We start from the raw sequence: 17,903 nt of genomic DNA, 5'->3' as shown, positions 1-17,903 counted from the left end.
CCTACTCGGCCACAAGACCATTCAGATGACCCTCAGGTATTCCCACCTCAGTGCCGACCATAAAGCGTCCGCGGTTAATCGACTGGACACCTATATGGACACCGGCAAAAAAAGGGCTGCGGCCCAAGAGCCGCAACCCTTTGATTTTTTTGGTGGGCCGTACTGGGATCGAACCAGTGGCTTCTGCCGTGTGAAGGCATCGCTCTCCCGCTGAGCTAACGGCCCGGGTGGCTCAAGCTTTATCACAGTGGTTAGCGGGGATCAAGAATAAACTGGGATCCCAGGGTTTACGGAACTTCCTCTGGTTCGCTATGATGACCCTGCCCGATTGATTGTCCTGCCGCTGATGGCGGCATATTGAAGATAAGGAAGCCGAGACATGGTGGAAATTTCGCATAATGATGTGATGTATCAACTTGAAGCAAAGGAGCATGACCTCTACGGGTTTGGTGTGGATGTGTACATGCTCGATGGTGATGGCTCCCGGCCCAAGGATTCTATTGCTTTTATCCCGGGGCGCGATGAGAGCGCAGCTACCACGCAAACCGAGCAGTGGCTGAAAATTGCTTTCCCGGCAGAGCTTCAGGGCAAGAAGAAAAAGTAATGCCCGGCGAATTTCAAGAAATTTCCTAATACGTTGGAATAGAATTGACCGAGCCAGAAACCATCCATACGGCCACCGCGCCGCTACCTACAGGCCCGTTTGTTCAGGCCCGCCGAGCTGGAAATATCCTCTACATTGCCGGACAGCGGGGTATCGATCCGGCGACGGGTGAACTTGTTGAGGCCAGTATCGAGGCTCGCACTCGCCGCACCTTTGAAAACCTTAAGGCCATCGCCGAGGCCGCAGGCGGCTCGATGGCCTCGTTCCTCTCGACAACTGTCTACGTTACCGACATGAAGGCCTACCGGCCTGCGGTTAATGAAATGTATGAAGAGTATTTTGGTGAGGACCTGCCCACGCGAACCATCATCGAGGTGCAGGCCCTCAACCAAAACGACATTGTCGAAATTGACGCAGTAGTTCTTCTTCCTGGCCCCGCTTCTTAATCAAACGACCTGGAAAGTAGCCCGCGCTATTTAGGCGGGATGACCGGCAGCATCACGTAGGCCCCATTGTTGCCGCCAGTGTGGAGCGTCACTTTGCCTCCGTAGACAGCCATCGGTCGGTTGTCGAGGTCGGTGTGGGTCATGCCCCCTGTTCCCCTGGTTCCGTAGTGGAAACTCTTTGCGAAGTCGCTTAGGTCGCCAGGATATATATAGTCCTGCCCACGAACCGACAGAGCCAGCCGCCATCCGGCAGGGATGACGATGCACGAGGAGACAATCTCGACATCGCATTCATACACCTCGCCAGGAGTCAACATTTCGGCCTTGTCATGTGGATGGTAGGGCCGCTGCGGGGTGCTCTTCTCCGGGTCCAGGGCACGGTGCGAGACGCGTAGCCAACCATTGGCAATCGCCGTGTTCGGGTCGGTCGAGCCCATGAAGGTCTCCTCCCGACCGTCCGGGTCGAAAAGCCTAAGGACCAAGAATAGATCAGTGTCCTCTGTCGCCGAGGAAACAAAGATCTTGGAGGCCATGGGGCCGGTGATCTCCATGGGCTCCTCACGCGGGGGCATCCAGAAGGTGACACCGTCGCCCAGGGCCTCGTATTCGACCTGGCTCTCCGTTGCCACCGGGTCAGTGGTCAAAGACTTGCTCTGTGCATCGAGGTAGAACTTTGTCCATTCGGTTCGGGCCAGGGGCCATTCGTTCTCATCGCGTTTCACGAACTTTCCACCAGGGTGGCGAATGTTGAGCGAGACGCGAGGGGTATTTTCCCAGCCGTTTTTTTCATCTTTTAAAAAATAGTCGAAAAAGCGCTTTTGGAGGTCGAGACCATAGTTGGCAGAAAAGAGCGACCAGTGAGAGTCGCCGTGCGCCTCAAGCCATTTTTGCTCGGAGGCTGCTTCAATGAAGCCGTTGAAGTTGCCCCGTGGGTGAATTCCCTGACCACCCCAGTTGGCGCATGAGAGAAGCGGGATTTTGACTTCAGAGAAATCCGCCCGGCGCTCTTGATGCCATTCATCGTCGAAGGGGTGTTTTTTTAACTCATCAAATGCGTTGACGCGGTTCTTGGCCAATTCCTCTTCTGAAAGCGTGTGGGGACCGGTGGCGGACTCGCCCGTGTTGGGGTTTTTGCGCCCGTTCTCACCTCGACCGTATTGAATATTCATTACCTGATGCTTCGACCAGCGCTCTAGAAATTGGCTCATGATGCCGCCGTGGTACCCCGAATCGCGGTAGGGGTCGTTTCCTCCCTCCCAGGGGATAATTGCAGTCAGGTGGGGCGGGTGCTTGGCTGCTATGCGCCATTGGTTACGAGAATAGTATGAGATACCAAGCATGCCGACCTTCCCGTTGCTCCACTCCTGGGTGCCCGCCCATTCAATGCACTCGTATAGATCTTCTATCTCTTTAGGCGAGTTCGGCGACATGAAGCCCTCGGAGCAACCGGCGCCCCGCGAGTCAAATCGAACGCAAGCATAGCCATGAGGAATCCAGCACTCAGGATCGGTGACTTCCCAGTTCTGGTACTTGTTTGTTGAGCCTTCGAGAATTTCGGGGTAGTCCTCGATCATTTTTTCCCACTGGAAGGGATAGCCTTCCTGATAGGCGACGCCCTTGGCATAAATTCCGTAGGTGAGGATTGTCGGGTGTTTGCCATCATCATCGGGACGGTAGATGTCGCAACGAAGGACAACCCCGTCTTCCATTTTGAGCGGAACGTTCCAGTCAATTCGCATGCCATCCTTAACTTCGCTTTTAAAATCGCTCATCTGTCGCCTTTCGAGTTTTGTAATTAAAATTTAAGTAAGTGAGGCCGATCTGGTGGAAGGCGCCTAGCCGTCCTGTTTTTCTTGTTCTACGATTTTTTTCTTTTTCAGCCGACTAACTTCAGCCTTCACGTCGTCGATTACATCCTTGCCCCAGAAAATTTTACCCTGGACGACGAACGAGGGGATGCCGAAAATACCGAGGCTCTTGCCCTGGGCCCGCTGGCTGTGAAGGGCGGCGAGGTACCGTTTCTCGGCGATCACTTTCTTGATCTCCTCGCCATCGAGGCCTACATCTTCGCCGCATTTGGCAAGCACGTCGGGATTGTCGAGCGCAAGATCATCCTCCCAGCGCGCCTTATAAATTCTGTCGCGAAAATCCTTGAACTTACCCATGTCGCGAGCATAGAAAGTGGCCATATGGGCGTTAGTTGTCCGGTAGTTGCCGCCGGCCAGATTGATGGGCACATCATATTTGTCGGCCAGGGGTTTGTGGTTGGTCTTGTAGTTCTCGACTTTGTGCTCGGGTGAGTAGCCGGCGAATTCCTGGCCGGGCGGGCGGCCCTCCCAGCTTACCCATTCAACTTGAACGTCCGGGTCTTTTTCAATCTCGGGGGTGCCACCCACGGTGGCAACATAGCAGAAGGGTCAGGTGTAGTCAGAATATTTGACGACTACAATTGGTTCATTTAGCTCGCTCATGTGGAACCTCCGTATAGGAAAACGTCTTAGTTGGTAGAGAAATAAAACGCCAGGTGGTCTCCCGGTTTTGTTTCCGTGTGATTATCTGTCCTATACCACTTCAGCGCGGTCGTGGTCGATAGGGGCATCGCCTCCTTGATCGACCCAGATTCCCTGGCCTCTTGCATAGGATACGGCTGCGGCGATTTCGCTGGACTCTCCTTCAAACTCGCACACCTGCCACCCCGAATCGACACCCACGTCCCCTCGTATGATGTTGATGGTCAGGGAGAATTTTTTTCCAAGCTCCCAGAGGAAAGGTTTTTGCACCTCCTCGGCGGGAAATGTGAAAATAAAGCGCCTCGCCTCGGGGGGGATCGCCATCGCGTCGATGCCGATAGGAGCATTCTCCTCGAGGCGCTTCATGAAGTCACCCACAATCCGGGTGAGCTGGTCATATTGAACCAGAAACGCGTCATGTCCATATGTTGATTCAACGTTGTGAAGCTCTACCTCATGCCCAATTTTTTGAAGATTCTCGGCGATCTCGATGCTGCAGTGCGGCGGAAAGAGCCAGTCTGAGATAAAACAAATAAGGAGGCATTTCGTCTGCAGACGCTCAAGCGCGGTTGTAAGGTCAGGATAGCCTCTTGATGCATCGTAAAGATCCATCATCCTCGAAAGATACATATATGAGTTGGCGTCGAAGCGATCGACGAACTTTTGTCCCTGGTGATCGAGATAGCTTTCCACCTCGAAGCGGGCTGTGATGTCCTCAAGGAGCTGGCCCCTGTCACGCACGCGACGACCGAATTTCTCCCACATGATGGGGCCGCAAAGATAGGTGATGTGCGCGATCATGCGGGCGACGCTAAGTCCCTTGCCCGGGCCGCTGCCAGGCTCATATTCACCCTCTCGCCAATCGGCATCCGCCATGATGGCCGTGCGAGCGATCTTGTCCCATGCGATGCCCATCGGCGTTAGGCGGGCAGCTCCTGCAACCGGGATAACGGAGTCACAAAAATCGCTGTGGCGAAGGCCCCACTCAAGAGTCTGCATCCCAGCCATCGAGCCCCCGACAACGGTGCGAAGGCGTTTCACGCCCAGTTCATTGAGAAAGATTTTCTGAAGTCGGACGGTGTCCTCGACAGTCACAACGGGAAAGTTCGCGCCATAGGGGCGGCCCGTTTCAGGGTCTGTCGATGTAGGGCCGGTGGTTCCTGAGCATCCGCCGAGATTGTTCGTGCAGATAACAAAATAGCGGTCGGTGTCGATCCCCTTGCCGGGGCCGATCATCGGGTCCCACCATCCGGGCCTGGGATCCTCCTCGCTGTTGACCCCGGCCGCGTGGGCGTCTCCGGTCAGGGCGTGAATGATGAGAATGGCATTGTCTCGTGTGGTGTTGAGCTCACCATATGTTTCATAGGCCACATTTACACTCTTTAGTTCCCTCCCTGATTCGGTTCGGAAGGGCTCTGAGAGTGTGTGATGCCTGGTTTCGGTTAGTCCTATGGAGCCTGCTTTAGTGCTCAAGGCAATAAATCCTCACAACGCTTGTATTTCACCAGGAGGGGCAACGGAGCCGCTTGGTGTAAAGGGAATCCTTCTTCCCGGGAAAGACGAATTTTCCTCTCTTTTAGTCTTCTCATCAAGGGCGGTGAGCCTATTCGCTCCCAAAGTCTCCGCTTGTCTTACTTTTCAGCCCACTTGCCCCTTGGCCGGTGGGTTAGGGCCTGATACATTTGTGTGTACCCTTACTCTTGGGCTGTATATGCGGTGTCTTCTCAGCCGATTTTTTTGTCTGAAAAGGTGTTTTTATGATTGTCCGCCCGATGAAGGATAGTATACGCCTGATTCCCCAGCATGATCATGCGCGTGCTGCAGGCTCTCTCGTGCGCCATTGGATAGGACTGGATTCAGTTCCAGCCCTGAATTCTGAACTGGCTGTTGCCGTATGGTTCGCTGTGGACAACCACGATGTCGGGTGGTGTAAGACCGACGAGAACCCAAGTTACGATCCAACGACAAAGATGCCCTACAGTTTTTTTGGGATCTCCTGTGAGGAGGCAACGGAAATTTGGTCCAAAAGCATTACCGTTTGTGCGAATTATCATCCACTTTCGGGTTATTTGGTTAGTGCTCATTTTTCGCAACTTGCCGAGGCCGGTGGACGTGGCGCGCCTCCAGAAGATCTTAAACACTTGAGTGAGTTTGTCCGTATCGAGTTAAACCGCCAAAAATCATTGAGCGATCAATTCTCCGATATAGAGGCAGCAGGAAAAGAGGGGGCATCATTACTGTTACGCACTTGCGATACACTCTCTCTTCTAATTTGCCGAGCTCCTGAAATCAGTCCACCAGAGGGACAAATTCATCCCATGACGAGATGTGGATTGAAGATAAGGCCCTCTAGTGGAGATTGTCTTGAAATTTCACCTTGGCCGTTTGATGTGGAATATCTTGACCTCCTGTTTCCGGGGACTACGATTCCCATGCAGCGCTTTGAGAATGCCGAGGAGTTTCAGGAAGCTATAGAGCGAGCCGAGCCGGAAGTTTTTCAAGGCCGCTTGCTGCCTATTTCATGAATTGCGGTGAGGTGGAATGGTCGCGGGATCTCGATCCAGTTTTGATGTCGTAGCCGGAGTCATCCGGAGGGATGGGCGCATTTTAATTTGCCGCCGCCCCAAGGGTTCTCACATGGCGGGTAAGTGGGAATTTCCCGGGGGCAAGGTGGAGGCAGGAGAGTCCCCCGAGGAAGCGCTGGCCCGGGAAATCCGGGAAGAGTTGGACCTAGAGATTGAAATTGGCACCCTCCGCTGGAAAACCTCCCACAATTATCCTGATCGAAATGTTCAACTTCAATTTTATGAGTGCCGATGGTTGGCAGGGGAGCCCCAGAATAATGGTGTCTCAGCACATGAGTGGGTTCTTCCTGATGCACTTGGTGGCTTCGATTTTTTGCCAGCTGATGCGCCGCTCATCGAAATGTTGAAGGACACGGGCTCTGTTGCTTTGGACGCTGACATGCCCGGCAATGTGGGCGATGCCTACCGGGAATGCGAGCGGATGGCTGCCTCGCATTATGAAAATTTTCCTGTAGCTTCCAAATTCTTGCCAGCTCGGATTCGACGTCATGTGGCGGCCGTCTATGCCTTTGCCCGCTGTGCTGATGATTTCGCCGATTTGCCGGATGGGGGAAGTGACGCTGAGCGTTTGGCTAGGCTGGATGACTGGGAGCGCTCGCTCGATGCTACAGTTGATGGTCAGGTTTTTAGCCCTGAGATGGAGCCTTCATTAGAGCGAGTGAAGAAAAATGTTTTTCTCGCGCTCGGCGATACGATTCGTTCACACGATCTTCCTGTTCAGCCATTTCGAGATTTGATAGCGGCTTTTCGCCAGGATGTGACGGTAAGCCGCTATCAGGAATATGACGATTTGCTCGATTACTGCCGCCTGTCGGCCAATCCTGTTGGGCGCATTGTGCTCATGCTCCACGGTATCCGGGATGAGGCGTCGTTTCGCGCCTCGGACGCCATTTGCACGGCTCTTCAAATCGCCAACCATCTTCAGGATGTAAGAGAGGATTACCTTCGAGGCAGGGTCTACCTCCCCGAGTCTGAGCTTCAGGCCTTTGGAGTTTCTGAAAAAGATCTTGTGGGAGACACTGCTGGTCCGGTGCTGAGAGCGCTTATGGTCTTTCAGGTCAGGCGTGTGCGTGATCTTTTCGGGGAAGGGCTCCCGTTGTTGAAAGGAACTGGCGGGGCTTTGAGCCGGGAGCTAAGGACAATTTTTCGAGGTGGCCTGGCAGCAATCGAGTCTGTTGAGAGGGCGGGATATGACGTAATGAAGGGCTCGCCCAGGCTAACCACACGCGATAAAACGGCTTGTGTCCTCGCGGCGATTTTGCCGACGTCATCTCTTGAGGCCCGCCTTGGCTCTAGTGTGAATGCTAGAAAGGATTGGGACTATTGTCGCTGGTATGTTCGCGCGAGCCGGTCGAGTTTTTATATCGCTTTTTTATCTTTGCCGCCTGAGCGCCGCCGGGCGCTATCGGCGGTTTACGGTTATTGCCGGGCTGTCGATGATATTGCAGATACGCCAGGTGATCCCCTAGAGAAAAAACGCCTTCTTGATGCTTGGATGGATGCGGTCGCTCATCTGAATGAGCGCGAGCACGGGCATCCAATTTTGCGTGAACTTGTTTCCGCTGTTGCGGCTTATGGTATTTCCCTCGACGATCTTCTCGATGTTTGCCGGGGCGTGGCGATGGATCTCGATCAAAACCGCTATGAGACATTCGATGAACTAAAGGGGTATTGCTACAAGGTCGCCTCGGCGGTTGGCTTGGCGTGTCTTAAAGTATTTGGGGAAAACTCTCAGGCAGGGGTCGAATATGGTCGTACGCTAGGGCTTGCTCTTCAGCTGACGAACATCCTTCGCGATTTGTGGGCCGATGCCGAGGATGGCCGGATATATTTGCCGCTAGAGGATTTGCGCCGCTTTGGTGTTTCAGAGGAATCGATAATTAACGGAGAGCGTAGCGAGGCGCTCCTCGCCTTGATGAAATTTGAGGCAGATAGGGCGCGGCAACTGTATGAGAGTGCTGATGCGCTTCGGCCCGATAGAAGCCGCTGGCGACTTTTTCCTGCTCGCTTTATGGGCCGGGTATACCGGAAGGTACTTGAGAATATGATTGAGTCGAATTTTCCGGGGCCGGGCTTGAGGCCATCTCTTTCAAAACCAGCCAAACTCCGGGAGGCTTTCCTCTGTCTTCTCGGGATGTGAGCGGAGAGCCCGGCCAAGAAGGTACGGTTGTCATCGGAGCCGGTTTCGCTGGTGCGTCGGCTGCCCTGTCGCTAGCCGAGGGGGGGGGGCGCGTCTGTCTGTTCGAGGCTGGGCGCTCGCCCGGGGGGCGTGCAAGAAGTTTTCTCGATCGCCGCTCGGGACTTGATCTCGACTGGGGTCCCCACCTGTTTATGAAGTCTAATCCCGCGCTCCTGTGTTTTCTCGACCGCATCGGCGCCACACCGGATCTGCATTTTGAATCCTCACTCGATCTCGTTTACCGGATGGTTGGCGATGTGGCCAAGAGAGATGTGCGACTTGAGCGCCTATGTTTCCCTGAGTGGGGAAGATCGTTGGGCGCACTGTGGGCTCTGATGCGCTGGCGAGGGCCATCGGCCAAAGAGCGTGTATCCATCCTGAAAGGTCTTTTTCGGCTTATCCGAGAGAATTCGGGTGCGAGTGTCGAGTCGGTGGAGACGATGCTCACTAGACTCGGGCAGGGGAGCGCCGAGAGAAAATGGTTCTGGGAGCCGTTTGTGCGAGCGGTCCTCAATATGCCGATGAGCGAGGGTAGTGGCGAGCTTTTTCGGCGGGTAGTGGCCGAGTCATTTAGCCAGGGTCCCTCGGGCGCAACGCTTGGGGCCCCATCGATAGCGATGCACCCATTCTGGGGAGCGCGCGCCCTTAATGCGATTCGCAATAAAGGGGGCGAGGTGAGGATGTCCGCCCCGGTGAGCCGGATAGCGGTTGAGGGTGGCTCGGTGAATGGTGTGGTTCTGCCCGGCGGCGAATTTATCTCTGCTGCAAGGGTGATCAGCGCGGTACCGCCACCCGCGCTGATTGCGATGCTCCCGCCTGAGCTTTTAGGGCAATCTCCCTGGCGTGATTTGAGTCGGATGCAGCCCGGGCCAATTGCGAGCGCCTATATATGGCTGGATAGCGATGAACCTGGTCCGAGATATGAGGCCCTTCTTGGGGAACCATGGGAGTGGCTTTTTCGGCCCAGAGGAAACGGGCGCGGCCCGGGGGCACCAGTTGCACTTCTCACGGGTGGCGTGGATTCTATTGCTGCTGGCCCAAGAGGCAGGCTGGAGACCACAGCGCGAGAGACGGCCTCTCGGATTTTTCCGGGCACCGCTGTCCGGCGTGTTCTTATTGTCCGGGAGAGGGCCGCGACATGGGCGAACGGGGTGGATGAGCAGCCCTTTCGCCCAGAGGCTCAAACGCCCGTCAAAGGTCTCATTCTGGCCGGGGATTGGACGGCCACTGGTTTTCCGGCGACTTGTGAGGGTGCGGTACGAAGTGGTTTTAAGGCGGCGGAGGTTGCCCTGGCACTTGAAGGGATTGAGCAAATCGAGCAGGGGTAATAACATAGGCAGGTTGTGCTATTTTTTGCTTATCTTTTCTTTTGCAGCTAGAGGGAGCAGGCAGTGGATTTGAGCGATTCTCAACTCGAAGCGCTTTGCGCGCTTCTAGAAGAAGATCAACCGGCCACCATCGAGGCGCTCGACAGGCAAATTTCCTCGATGGACGACGATATCCTGGCTCGCCTTTTCGACCGTCTTGCGATAAATGAGGGCCGCAAGGTACTAGTTCCACCCTCACTTTTGGAATATCACCATACTTGTCTTGAACGACGTTTTTCTGAATGGGCGGTTGCCGCCACGGAGGGGGGGGCAGTTGGAGGACGGGATGCTCCTCTTGGCCTCGTTCGGCTATCCGCTCGATGACTCTTCCCGGTGCCTCTCAGAGCTAGACCAACTGGCCGAAGAGCTCGACTATCGCCTTAAAGGCGTGAGCGAGCCGGACGAGATTGTGCGCCATACCACCTACTATCTGCATGAGGAATTGGGCTTCAAGGGAGGTCAAAGAGAATACTATAATCCAGAAAATTGCTACCTCAATCGAGTGCTCGCCCGCCGGGAGGGGATGCCTATAACGCTGGCGGCCGTTTATATTCTGATTGGAAGGCGACTCGAACTTCCCTTTCGGGGCATCGGCATGCCCGGTCATTTCATTCTCAAATACGATGCGTCTGAATCGCCCATCTATATCGATCCTTTTGACGGGGGCAAAGTGATTTCTCCGCTTGAGTGCGCCGATATTGTTCGTGGGATGGGTTATCATTTTGACATGCGTTTTCTCAAGGAGACGCCCGATCTCAGAATTGTCGAGCGCATGCTTAACAATTTGATTGGGATTTATCACCGTGATGGGGACGATAAGCGTTCTCGCCGGCTCGTTCGATACCGGGAAATCATTCAACGCGGATAGCCGAAGTTTCCTGGTTTGGAAACGACTGGCATGTCCTTTTTTCTAGGAGTGGTCATGGAACAATTCTCAGCATCCGACAAGATTTCCTTCGGCTCACAGCCAACGAGCGAGGATCTTAAGGAACTTGCCGCCAAGGGTGTGAAGACGATTATCAATACGCGATTTCCCAGCGAGGACCAGGGGGAGCTTACCCCCGAGCGCGCCAAGGCTGAGGCCGAAGCCCTGGGCATGACTTATCTCAGCGTACCCGTAAATGCCGCCGAGTTTAGCGATGAGTCAATGGCTGCGGTGAACGAGGCGCTCAAAGGCGCGGAGACCGATGGCCCAACGTATGTTCACTGAGCGGCCACTGGGCGAGCCGGGGTTTGCTCGCTAGCGTACCTCGCAGAGGAGAATAATTGGTCGAGCGAGGAGATGGAAAAGGTGATCGATGCGACCGGATTCAATTGGCGCGAGGCTAGACTTGCCGAAAGATTCAAAGAATTCATCAACAGGCGCGGCTAAATGCCGCATCGTTATATCTATATTTTATTAGTTGGGAGATGAACCAAATGGCGGAGAGTAAAGAGGGGTTGAATCGTTTTAGCAAACGGATAACGCAGCCAGCCTCGCAGGCGGCGTCCCAGGCCATGCTCTACGGAGCCGGGCTCGATGAGAAGGACATGGACAATCCCCAGGTCGGGATCGCCAGCATGTGGTGGGAGGGGAATTCATGCAATTTCCATCTCAACAAACTGGCAGAACTCGTTAAGCAGAGTGTCAACGATGGCAAAAAGATGGTCGGCCTTATCTTCAACACAATTGGTGTGAGTGACGGCATCTCAATGGGTACCGAGGGCATGAAGTACTCCATGCAATCTAGGGAGATTATCGCGGACTCTATTGAAACCGTTGTGAGCGCCCAGTGGTATGACGCTCTTGTGACGCTGCCGGGATGCGACAAGAATATGCCAGGCTCTCTCATCGCCATGGGAAGGCTCAATCGGCCTAGCCTCATGGTCTATGGCGGAACGATTGCCCCGGGTAATTTAGATGGTGAGAAGCTAGATGTTGTCTCCGCCTTTCAGGCTTACGGCGAGTTGTTCAGCGGAAAGATGGAAGAGGAGCGCTTTAAGGAAATCATTCGCCACGCCTGCCCGAGTGGTGGCGCCTGTGGTGGTATGTACACAGCGAATACTATGTCGTCGTCCATTGAAACCTTGGGGATGAGCCTTCCTTATAGCTCCTCGAACCCGGCCATGAGCGAGGCGAAGCGTAAAGAATGTCTGAACGTGGGCGAGGCGATTTACAATCTCCTTTTAAACGACATCAAGCCCAGCGACATCATGACGAAAGCGGCGTTCGAGAACGCGATAACGATCATCATGGCGCTCGGAGGCTCGACCAACGCCGTTATGCATCTGATTGCTATTGCCAAGACCGTCTATGTTGATCTCGATATCGACGATTTTCAGCGCATCAGCGACCAGACGCCCTATCTCGCCGACCTCAAGCCGAGTGGAAAATACGTGATGGAGGATCTGCACGATATCGGCGGCGTGCCGGCGGTGCAGAAATTCCTGCTCGAAGAGGGTTTTTTGGACGGTAGTTGCTTAACGGTTACGGGAAAGACACTGGCTGAAAATCTTGAATCCTTGCCGGGTCTCTCGGATGGGCAGAAGATCATTTCTCCGGTTTCGAGCCCGCTCAAAAAATCTGGTCATCTTCAGATTCTCTACGGCAACCTCTCGCCCGGAGGGGCCGTTGCGAAGATTACGGGAAAAGAAGGCGAGCGTTTCGAGGGGCCTGCACGGGTCTACGATTCAGAGGAAGACACGCTCAAGGGACTTGAGAACAAGGAAATTCAAAAGGGCGATGTTATTGTTATCCGCTATGAAGGCCCCAAGGGTGGGCCCGGAATGCGTGAAATGTTAACCGTCTCATCGGCCATCATGGGTGCCGGGCTCGGCAACGATGTTGCTCTTATCACGGATGGGCGGTTCTCGGGCGGAACGCACGGCTTTGTTGTCGGACACGTTACCCCCGAGGCGCAGTTGGGCGGCGTGCTCGCTCTCCTTGGGAATGGCGATCAGATTACTATCGATGCCCCGAGCCGGACGCTGAGCGTGGCGCTGCCTGACGATGAGATCGAGGCAAGACGCGCTAAATGGACGGCGCCGCCGCTTCGTGCGAAACGGGGCACACTGTTCAAGTATGCGCGGTGCGTTTCCTCGGCCTCTGAGGGTTGTGTGACGGACGAGTAGCCAGAAGAAGTTGAAGGGTGGTCAGGGATTCAAAGGGCCGTGCATGATGGAGTCGTTTATGGAAGGTTTCGCGGACTCTCGCCGATAGGTTCTTCGCGCCGCTGGCTTCTGTTTTGGGGCTTTTGAGGGGCGTGGGCTGCGAGCTTGTGATTTCGCGAAACCGGGCCTGCATTTTTTCCAAGAGCCGGCGAGCCGGGGGCCTTTGGCGGGATGTGAGCAGTGGTTTCTCGGGTCGAAGCCGCCTTTAACTTCGATGCCATCCGAGTATCCGTCTTGGTCACTATCGGGATGCCTGGGGCTTAGCTTGTGGTAATTGACCTCCTCGCCGTCGCCCAATAAATCTCCGTCGGAATCGAATTTCAGGGGATTCGTGCGGTGGCGGCGGACTTCTCGACCGTCAGAGAGGCCGTCGGCGTCGGTATCTCCCTTGTTCGGATTTGTGCCGTATCGACGCACTTCCTCGATATCAGGCAAACCGTCGCCGTCAGTGTCCACGCATTCCCTGGCTATGAGTTTTGCCTCTGCCGAGGTGAGTTCGCGGCGAGCGCGTGTAATGAATCGGGTCATCTGCTCCATCCCGGCTTTTCTGCGCTCCTCAAGCGCCTGGTAGACGGCAAACCTGGTGACGGCAAATCGCACTGGGGTGCAGAGTTCTACATTCCCCTTGCCGTCAAGTGCATCAAAATCGTGCACCATGAGATCGAATTCTTTTGTGATGGATTTGATCAGACTTTTTGCTGCCGCTGGGCTTGCTCCGGTGTCAAAGCCGTATTCCGCGCAACCGGCAAGCACGCCTCCGAGGAGGAGAAATATTGCGGCGGATAGAATTGGTTTGACAACATGCTGCGCCATTCGGGCTGTCCTCACTTCGACTGGTCTATGGGCTTGTAGCATATCACCGGCTCTGGCGTCCCGCACCGGGAGGCCCGCACCGGACGGCCTGCCTTTTTTTGACCTCCCAGGGTGTGGGTGGTAGAGTCCTTTTAGACCCGGTGAGGGTTGCTGCTCCCTGTACAGTTAGAATTTCCACGTCTGTAATGGGCGTTTTGCGAAGCTCGATTATTTACACGGTTTTGTCGTTTTTCATAAAAAGGGAGCCTCCTAAATGGCCACGCACGAATTAACCGCCACTTCCGAAACAGTACTTTGGGGCTATTACGACGCCTCAGCGCCACCCGTCATGACCATCGCATCGGGCGACACGCTTATTGTCCACACTGAATCTGGTCGCGCAGATAAACTCGATGAACTCGGCGATCGGGCCTCGAAAGAGCTCCGCAATATACTCGCCACTGTGAAAAAGGGTGAGGGCGCCCATATCATGGCGGGCCCAGTGGCCATAGAGGGAGCCAGCCCCGGCGATGTTCTCGAAATTCGCATCAAAGACATCCAGCCACGCTACGACTGGGGCTACAATGGTTTCCGACCTCTGGGGGGAGGGCTTCCCGAGGATTTTCCCTATCAGCGGGCGGTTATCGTGGAAGTTGATGCCGAAGCGGGCACGGGCGATTGGGGCGCTGGCGTCAAGGTGCCGCTCGCGCCATTTTTCGGAAACTTCGGCGTTGCGCCGCCACCGGCGATGGGCCGGGTTTCGAGTGCGCCTCCGGGGGAATGGGGCGGCAATTTCGACAACAAAGAGTTCACGGCAGGCGCGACTATTTACATTCCCATTTTTAACGAGGGAGCGCTTTTCTCCGTGGGAGACGGGCACGGTTGTCAGGGGGACGGCGAGGCTAACATCAACGGAATCGAGATGGGTCTTGACGGCACTTTTGAGATGATTGTCAGGAAGGACATGTCCCTGAAGGTGCCTCGTGCAGAGACGCCCACGCATTACATCCTTGGTGGTTTTGACCCGATTCTGGATAATGCTGCAAAAATGGCGCTGCGCGAGACGATCCAATTCCTGGGCGAGCTTCGGGGAATGAGCCCCGAGGACGCCTATTCACTATGCAGCATGGGGGTGGATCTTCACGTTACCCAAATCGTAAATGGATATAAGGGTATTCACGCCATGGTGCCCAAGTCGCTATTCGACTAACTGGGCAAGATAGGGGCAACGAAATTGACCACCCATGAACTCATCGCATCGCCCGATACCGTCCACTGGGGCTTCTACAGTGCGGCGCTCTCGCCGATTCTGACCATCCCCTCGGGCGACCGACTGAGGGTCCACACCGAATCCGGTTTTCTTGGTGCGATGGATAAGGTTGGCTCGCGGGCCTCAAAAGAGCTTCTTGCGATTACCGAGAACAACAGAAAGGGCGACGGCGGGCATATGCTGATTGGCCCGATAGCCGTCGAGGGCGCTGAGCCCGGCGATGTGCTCGAAGTGCGTTTTGTTGAAGCTGCACCTCGCTATGACTGGGGGGTAAATATTTTTCGCCCGCTGCGCGGTGGGCTTCCCGAGGATTTCCCGTATCATCATGCCGTGGTGGTGGAGATCGATGTTGCGGCAGGTTTTGGGGATTGGGGTGCAGGTGTGAAAGTGCCGCTCGATCCGTTTTTTGGAAATTTTGGCGTTGCCCCGCCCGTTTCCATGGGCGAGGTTGCCTCGGCACCTCCCGGTATATGGGGCGGCAATCTCGACAACAAAGAACTCCGGCCGGGCGCGACGGTATATTTGCCCGTTTTTAATGAAGGGGCGATGTTTTCCATCGGTGACGGTCATGGGTGCCAGGGGGACGGCGAGTCATGCACCTCGGCGCTCGAATGTGCCTTATCGGGAACGGTGGAACTTCATCTACGAAAAGACATGGAGCTCTCGCACCCTCGGGCTGAAACAGATTCGCATTATATTTTTATGGGTTTTGACCCTTTGATCGACAATGCGGCGAAGTCGGCTCTGCGCGAGGCGATTTCATTTTTGGGGCAGCAACGGGCAATGAGCCGCGATGACGCTTATACGTTGTGCAGCCTTGCTGTTGACCTTCACGTCACACAGATAGTCAATGGCGTGAAAGGGGTCCATGCAATGTTGCCCAAGGCGATCCTTGCCTGATCAGCATTAGAGGGAATGAATGTCCGATACACCGTCCAGCCAATTGACGCCATATGTTCCTGGCACGTCTGATGACCTCGATGCCGTTGCCGCAGCACCACTTAATCATGAAGTGATTTTTGAGAACGAGAAGGTGCGCGTTTTGCGGGTCACAGTTCGTGCCGGCAAGATAGAGGAAAAGCATACACACAAATGGCCCAGCGTTTTCACCATCACCAAAAGACCCAGGATTAAGTACTTCAATGGACAAGGGCAGGTTGATCTGGGCTCGCCGCCCGAGGAAGGCGTTCCGTTCTGGCTTGAGCCCGAAGGGGTGCATTGGGTTGAGAATCCCTCTGATTTCGATCTCGAAGCCATTCGGATTGAGTTGAAGAAATAAGGAGCGTTAGATGCCATCCGATCACATACCTCAGCGACCTCCGTTTATCCCTGGCACACCAGAGGAGCTGGACTCTGTAATCGCTGCGTCCGAAAACCATACGGTAGTTTTTGAGAACGAAAAGGTGCGTGTGCTCCACGTAAATATTCCACCCGATGTTATTGAGAAAAAACACACGCATAAAAATCCCAGTGTTTTTATCATCAATGCCAGCCCGAACATGGACTATTACAACGAAAAAGGTGAGATCGTCGCCAGGAGCGGCAAGCGCAAGGACGGCGAGCCCTTCTGGGTGAATCCTGAGGGCCTGCACTGGCTTGAGAATCATGACACCTATGCTTTTGACGCCTATCGTGTGGAAATTAAAACTTGAGCGGATGTTAACAAGGATGAGGGTTCTATGAGCAGGAACGAAAGCAACAAGCCAATAGGCCTGGCCATTGTTGGCTGCGGCAAGGTCGGGCGAATCCGTGGCGTGTTCGCGTGCGATTATCCGGGAGTCGAGTGGCTCGGCTTGTGCGATATAGACGAGCAGCTGGGCCGCAAGCTTGCCGAGGATACGAAGGCGGATTTTTTCACTACCGACTACAAAGAACTCCTCGCGCGCCCCGAGGTGAACGCCGCAATCATCGCGACCCAGGAGAGCGAGCATGTCGCCCCTATTTTTGAGGCGGCTGGACGAGGCCACGATCTTTTCATCGAAAAACCATTGGCCACGAATGCCAGAGACTCCGCCCAGGTGCTCAAGGCTATTGATGATGCGGGTGTCGATGCGGTCGTTGGCTACACGAACCGTTTTCGACGAAAATTTCTCGTAGTCAAGGAAAAGCTAAGAACAGAGCAACTCGGTCAGATTACCTCGGTGACGACACGGGCGTTTATGAATCGCCTTGGGCCCATTGCAACCGTGGTCAAGGCGGAGAATCGTGCGAGCCTGACACCAATGGTTGTATCCGGCACCCATAGTTTGGATATCTCGATGTGGTTCATGGAGGGGAAGACGCCGGTCGAGGTCTATGCCCGCGATGTAGATCATGCGCTTGGCGCCTCCTATGGAATGACAGACGCCACATTCGGCATCTTTACTTTCGACGATGGAACGATGTGGAGTATGAATATCAACTGGGCGCTGCCCGAGAACTGGCCCGCTTCGGTCTATACGCTTGAGATCGGAATAGTAGGGACCGATGGGGTGATCACCATTGATGACACCCACCGGGATCTTGTGATGGCGGGAGACCACGGACAGGCGGCGGGCTATACCCCCGAGGTGAAACGCAAGGTTGAGTTTCTTGCGAGCTATCCACCCGGCGACATGGCCTTCGGCCAGCTCTGGGGTCCCATGCGAGAGGAGACAAACACCTGGCTCGCACGGGTTCACACCGGTCTTGAAACGCCGCATGCAACTGCGGCAGATGGACACCGCAATCTCATGCTGACGATGTCGATGGATCTTTCGGCCAAGCGGGGCGAGGCGCTCCGTCTGCCTGTTGATATTGCCGATTTTGAAGCCTAAATCCATTAATTTAATGGGACTTTAATAACATCTTTTGAGGAGTAAGAAATGAGTGACGAAAGCAGCCAAAAAAAACCGATGGGCCTGGCAATCATCGGTTGCGGTAAAATTGGGCGCATCAGGGCCGAGCTTGCAAAAGATTATCCCGGTGTCGAGTGGCTAGGTCTTTGCGACATTAATGAGAAGTTCGGAAAACAGCTCGCTG

18 protein-coding genes, 1 tRNA gene and 1 pseudogene are annotated in these 17,903 nt (G+C 54.8%); 15 read left to right on the top strand and 5 right to left on the bottom strand.

Annotated features, from left to right (window positions below):
• Positions 1-150 precede the first annotated feature (150 nt).
• Positions 151-225, bottom strand: a tRNA-Val gene (locus HOJ95_00225).
• 154 nt (positions 226-379) lie between these two features.
• Here HOJ95_00225 and HOJ95_00220 point away from each other — a divergent pair.
• Entirely contained in the window at positions 380-604 is a 225-nt protein-coding gene (locus HOJ95_00220; protein MBT6393107.1) for a hypothetical protein, read from the top strand.
• Between the two features lie 62 nt (positions 605-666).
• Positions 667-1,050, top strand: coding sequence for a hypothetical protein (locus HOJ95_00215; GenBank protein MBT6393106.1), 384 nt, complete (start codon positions 667-669; stop codon positions 1,048-1,050).
• A gap of 26 nt (positions 1,051-1,076) precedes the next feature.
• Here HOJ95_00215 and HOJ95_00210 read toward each other — a convergent pair whose 3' ends face one another.
• The 3 genes and pseudogenes from HOJ95_00210 to HOJ95_00200 all read right to left on the bottom strand — a co-directional run bounded on the left by HOJ95_00210 (position 1,077) and on the right by HOJ95_00200 (position 5,039).
• On the bottom strand, positions 1,077-2,822 hold the full coding sequence (locus HOJ95_00210; protein MBT6393105.1) for a CocE/NonD family hydrolase: 1,746 nt from the start codon (positions 2,820-2,822) through the stop codon (positions 1,077-1,079).
• A gap of 63 nt (positions 2,823-2,885) precedes the next feature.
• Complete coding sequence (locus HOJ95_00205; GenBank protein ID MBT6393104.1) at positions 2,886-3,446, bottom strand: thioredoxin domain-containing protein; 561 nt, start codon at positions 3,444-3,446, stop codon at positions 2,886-2,888.
• A gap of 471 nt (positions 3,447-3,917) precedes the next feature.
• Positions 3,918-5,039 (bottom strand): annotated as a pseudogene (locus HOJ95_00200) (homoserine O-acetyltransferase).
• A 293-nt stretch (positions 5,040-5,332) separates the two neighbouring features.
• On the opposite strand from HOJ95_00200, the gene HOJ95_00195 reads away from it, so the two are divergent.
• The 7 genes from HOJ95_00195 (at position 5,333) to ilvD (ending at position 12,802) form a co-directional block, all read left to right on the top strand.
• Complete coding sequence (locus tag HOJ95_00195; protein MBT6393103.1) at positions 5,333-6,085, top strand: DUF3891 family protein; 753 nt, start codon at positions 5,333-5,335, stop codon at positions 6,083-6,085.
• A 16-nt stretch (positions 6,086-6,101) separates the two neighbouring features.
• Positions 6,102-8,285 (top strand): squalene synthase HpnC, encoded by a 2,184-nt coding sequence (hpnC, locus tag HOJ95_00190; GenBank protein MBT6393102.1) that lies wholly within the window; start codon positions 6,102-6,104, stop codon positions 8,283-8,285.
• On the top strand, positions 8,282-9,652 hold the full coding sequence (locus HOJ95_00185) for an NAD(P)-binding protein (GenBank protein MBT6393101.1): 1,371 nt from the start codon (positions 8,282-8,284) through the stop codon (positions 9,650-9,652). The genes hpnC and HOJ95_00185 overlap by 4 nt, the downstream gene beginning before the upstream one ends.
• 63 nt (positions 9,653-9,715) lie before the next feature.
• A complete protein-coding gene (locus HOJ95_00180; GenBank protein ID MBT6393100.1) occupies positions 9,716-10,015 on the top strand; it encodes a hypothetical protein in 300 nt (99 codons plus the stop codon).
• A complete protein-coding gene (locus tag HOJ95_00175) occupies positions 9,978-10,559 on the top strand; it encodes a hypothetical protein (GenBank protein ID MBT6393099.1) in 582 nt (193 codons plus the stop codon). The genes HOJ95_00180 and HOJ95_00175 overlap by 38 nt, the downstream gene beginning before the upstream one ends.
• Positions 10,560-10,613: 54 nt before the next feature.
• A complete protein-coding gene (locus tag HOJ95_00170; protein ID MBT6393098.1) occupies positions 10,614-10,901 on the top strand; it encodes a hypothetical protein in 288 nt (95 codons plus the stop codon).
• 200 nt (positions 10,902-11,101) lie between these two features.
• Positions 11,102-12,802 carry a dihydroxy-acid dehydratase gene (ilvD, locus tag HOJ95_00165; GenBank protein ID MBT6393097.1) on the top strand — a complete coding sequence of 567 codons (1,701 nt, stop codon included), beginning with the start codon at positions 11,102-11,104 and terminating at the stop codon, positions 12,800-12,802.
• Positions 12,803-12,823: 21 nt separating this feature from the next.
• Here the strand turns inward: ilvD and HOJ95_00160 are convergent, their stop codons facing one another.
• Positions 12,824-13,654: a hypothetical protein gene (locus HOJ95_00160; protein ID MBT6393096.1), complete on the bottom strand. Its 831-nt coding sequence runs from the start codon at positions 13,652-13,654 to the stop codon at positions 12,824-12,826.
• Between the two features lie 253 nt (positions 13,655-13,907).
• Between HOJ95_00160 and HOJ95_00155 the strand changes: the two genes are divergently transcribed.
• From HOJ95_00155 to HOJ95_00130, 6 genes are all read left to right on the top strand, one after another.
• A complete protein-coding gene (locus tag HOJ95_00155) occupies positions 13,908-14,843 on the top strand; it encodes an amidase (protein ID MBT6393095.1) in 936 nt (311 codons plus the stop codon).
• 24 nt (positions 14,844-14,867) lie between these two features.
• Entirely contained in the window at positions 14,868-15,803 is a 936-nt protein-coding gene (locus tag HOJ95_00150) for an acetamidase/formamidase family protein (GenBank protein MBT6393094.1), read from the top strand.
• A gap of 19 nt (positions 15,804-15,822) precedes the next feature.
• On the top strand, positions 15,823-16,182 hold the full coding sequence (locus HOJ95_00145; protein MBT6393093.1) for a hypothetical protein: 360 nt from the start codon (positions 15,823-15,825) through the stop codon (positions 16,180-16,182).
• A 10-nt stretch (positions 16,183-16,192) separates the two neighbouring features.
• Positions 16,193-16,555 carry a hypothetical protein gene (locus HOJ95_00140; protein ID MBT6393092.1) on the top strand — a complete coding sequence of 121 codons (363 nt, stop codon included), beginning with the start codon at positions 16,193-16,195 and terminating at the stop codon, positions 16,553-16,555.
• Positions 16,556-16,582: 27 nt separating this feature from the next.
• The gene (locus HOJ95_00135; protein MBT6393091.1) at positions 16,583-17,698 is read left to right on the top strand and encodes a Gfo/Idh/MocA family oxidoreductase; all 1,116 of its coding nucleotides are present in this window, start codon (positions 16,583-16,585) and stop codon (positions 17,696-17,698) included.
• A 48-nt stretch (positions 17,699-17,746) separates the two neighbouring features.
• Positions 17,747-17,903: hypothetical protein (locus HOJ95_00130; GenBank protein ID MBT6393090.1), on the top strand; the 157-nt coding region annotated here is incomplete at its 3' end.

The organism is Nitrospinaceae bacterium (assembly GCA_018669005.1).
GTDB lineage: Bacteria > UBA8248 > UBA8248 > UBA8248 > UBA8248 > UBA8248.
The sequence above is the reverse complement of the archived record's forward strand: the minus strand, read 5'-3'. Positions and strand labels throughout refer to the sequence as shown.

Excerpts from the sequence above, each read along its gene's own strand:
- HOJ95_00220 (MBT6393107.1), top strand. The coding sequence starts at position 380 with ATGGTGGAAATTTCGCATAATGATGTGATGTATCAACTTGAAGCAAAG.
- HOJ95_00140 (MBT6393092.1), top strand. The coding sequence starts at position 16,193 with ATGCCATCCGATCACATACCTCAGCGACCTCCGTTTATCCCTGGCACA.
- HOJ95_00210 (MBT6393105.1), bottom strand. The coding sequence starts at position 2,822 with ATGAGCGATTTTAAAAGCGAAGTTAAGGATGGCATGCGAATTGACTGG.
- HOJ95_00160 (MBT6393096.1), bottom strand. The coding sequence starts at position 13,654 with ATGGCGCAGCATGTTGTCAAACCAATTCTATCCGCCGCAATATTTCTC.
- hpnC (MBT6393102.1), top strand. The coding sequence starts at position 6,102 with ATGGTCGCGGGATCTCGATCCAGTTTTGATGTCGTAGCCGGAGTCATC.
- HOJ95_00135 (MBT6393091.1), top strand. The coding sequence starts at position 16,583 with ATGAGCAGGAACGAAAGCAACAAGCCAATAGGCCTGGCCATTGTTGGC.
- HOJ95_00155 (MBT6393095.1), top strand. The coding sequence starts at position 13,908 with ATGGCCACGCACGAATTAACCGCCACTTCCGAAACAGTACTTTGGGGC.
- HOJ95_00170 (MBT6393098.1), top strand. The coding sequence starts at position 10,614 with ATGGAACAATTCTCAGCATCCGACAAGATTTCCTTCGGCTCACAGCCA.
- HOJ95_00195 (MBT6393103.1), top strand. The coding sequence starts at position 5,333 with ATGAAGGATAGTATACGCCTGATTCCCCAGCATGATCATGCGCGTGCT.
- HOJ95_00175 (MBT6393099.1), top strand. The coding sequence starts at position 9,978 with ATGCTCCTCTTGGCCTCGTTCGGCTATCCGCTCGATGACTCTTCCCGG.
- HOJ95_00145 (MBT6393093.1), top strand. The coding sequence starts at position 15,823 with ATGTCCGATACACCGTCCAGCCAATTGACGCCATATGTTCCTGGCACG.
- ilvD (MBT6393097.1), top strand. The coding sequence starts at position 11,102 with ATGAACCAAATGGCGGAGAGTAAAGAGGGGTTGAATCGTTTTAGCAAA.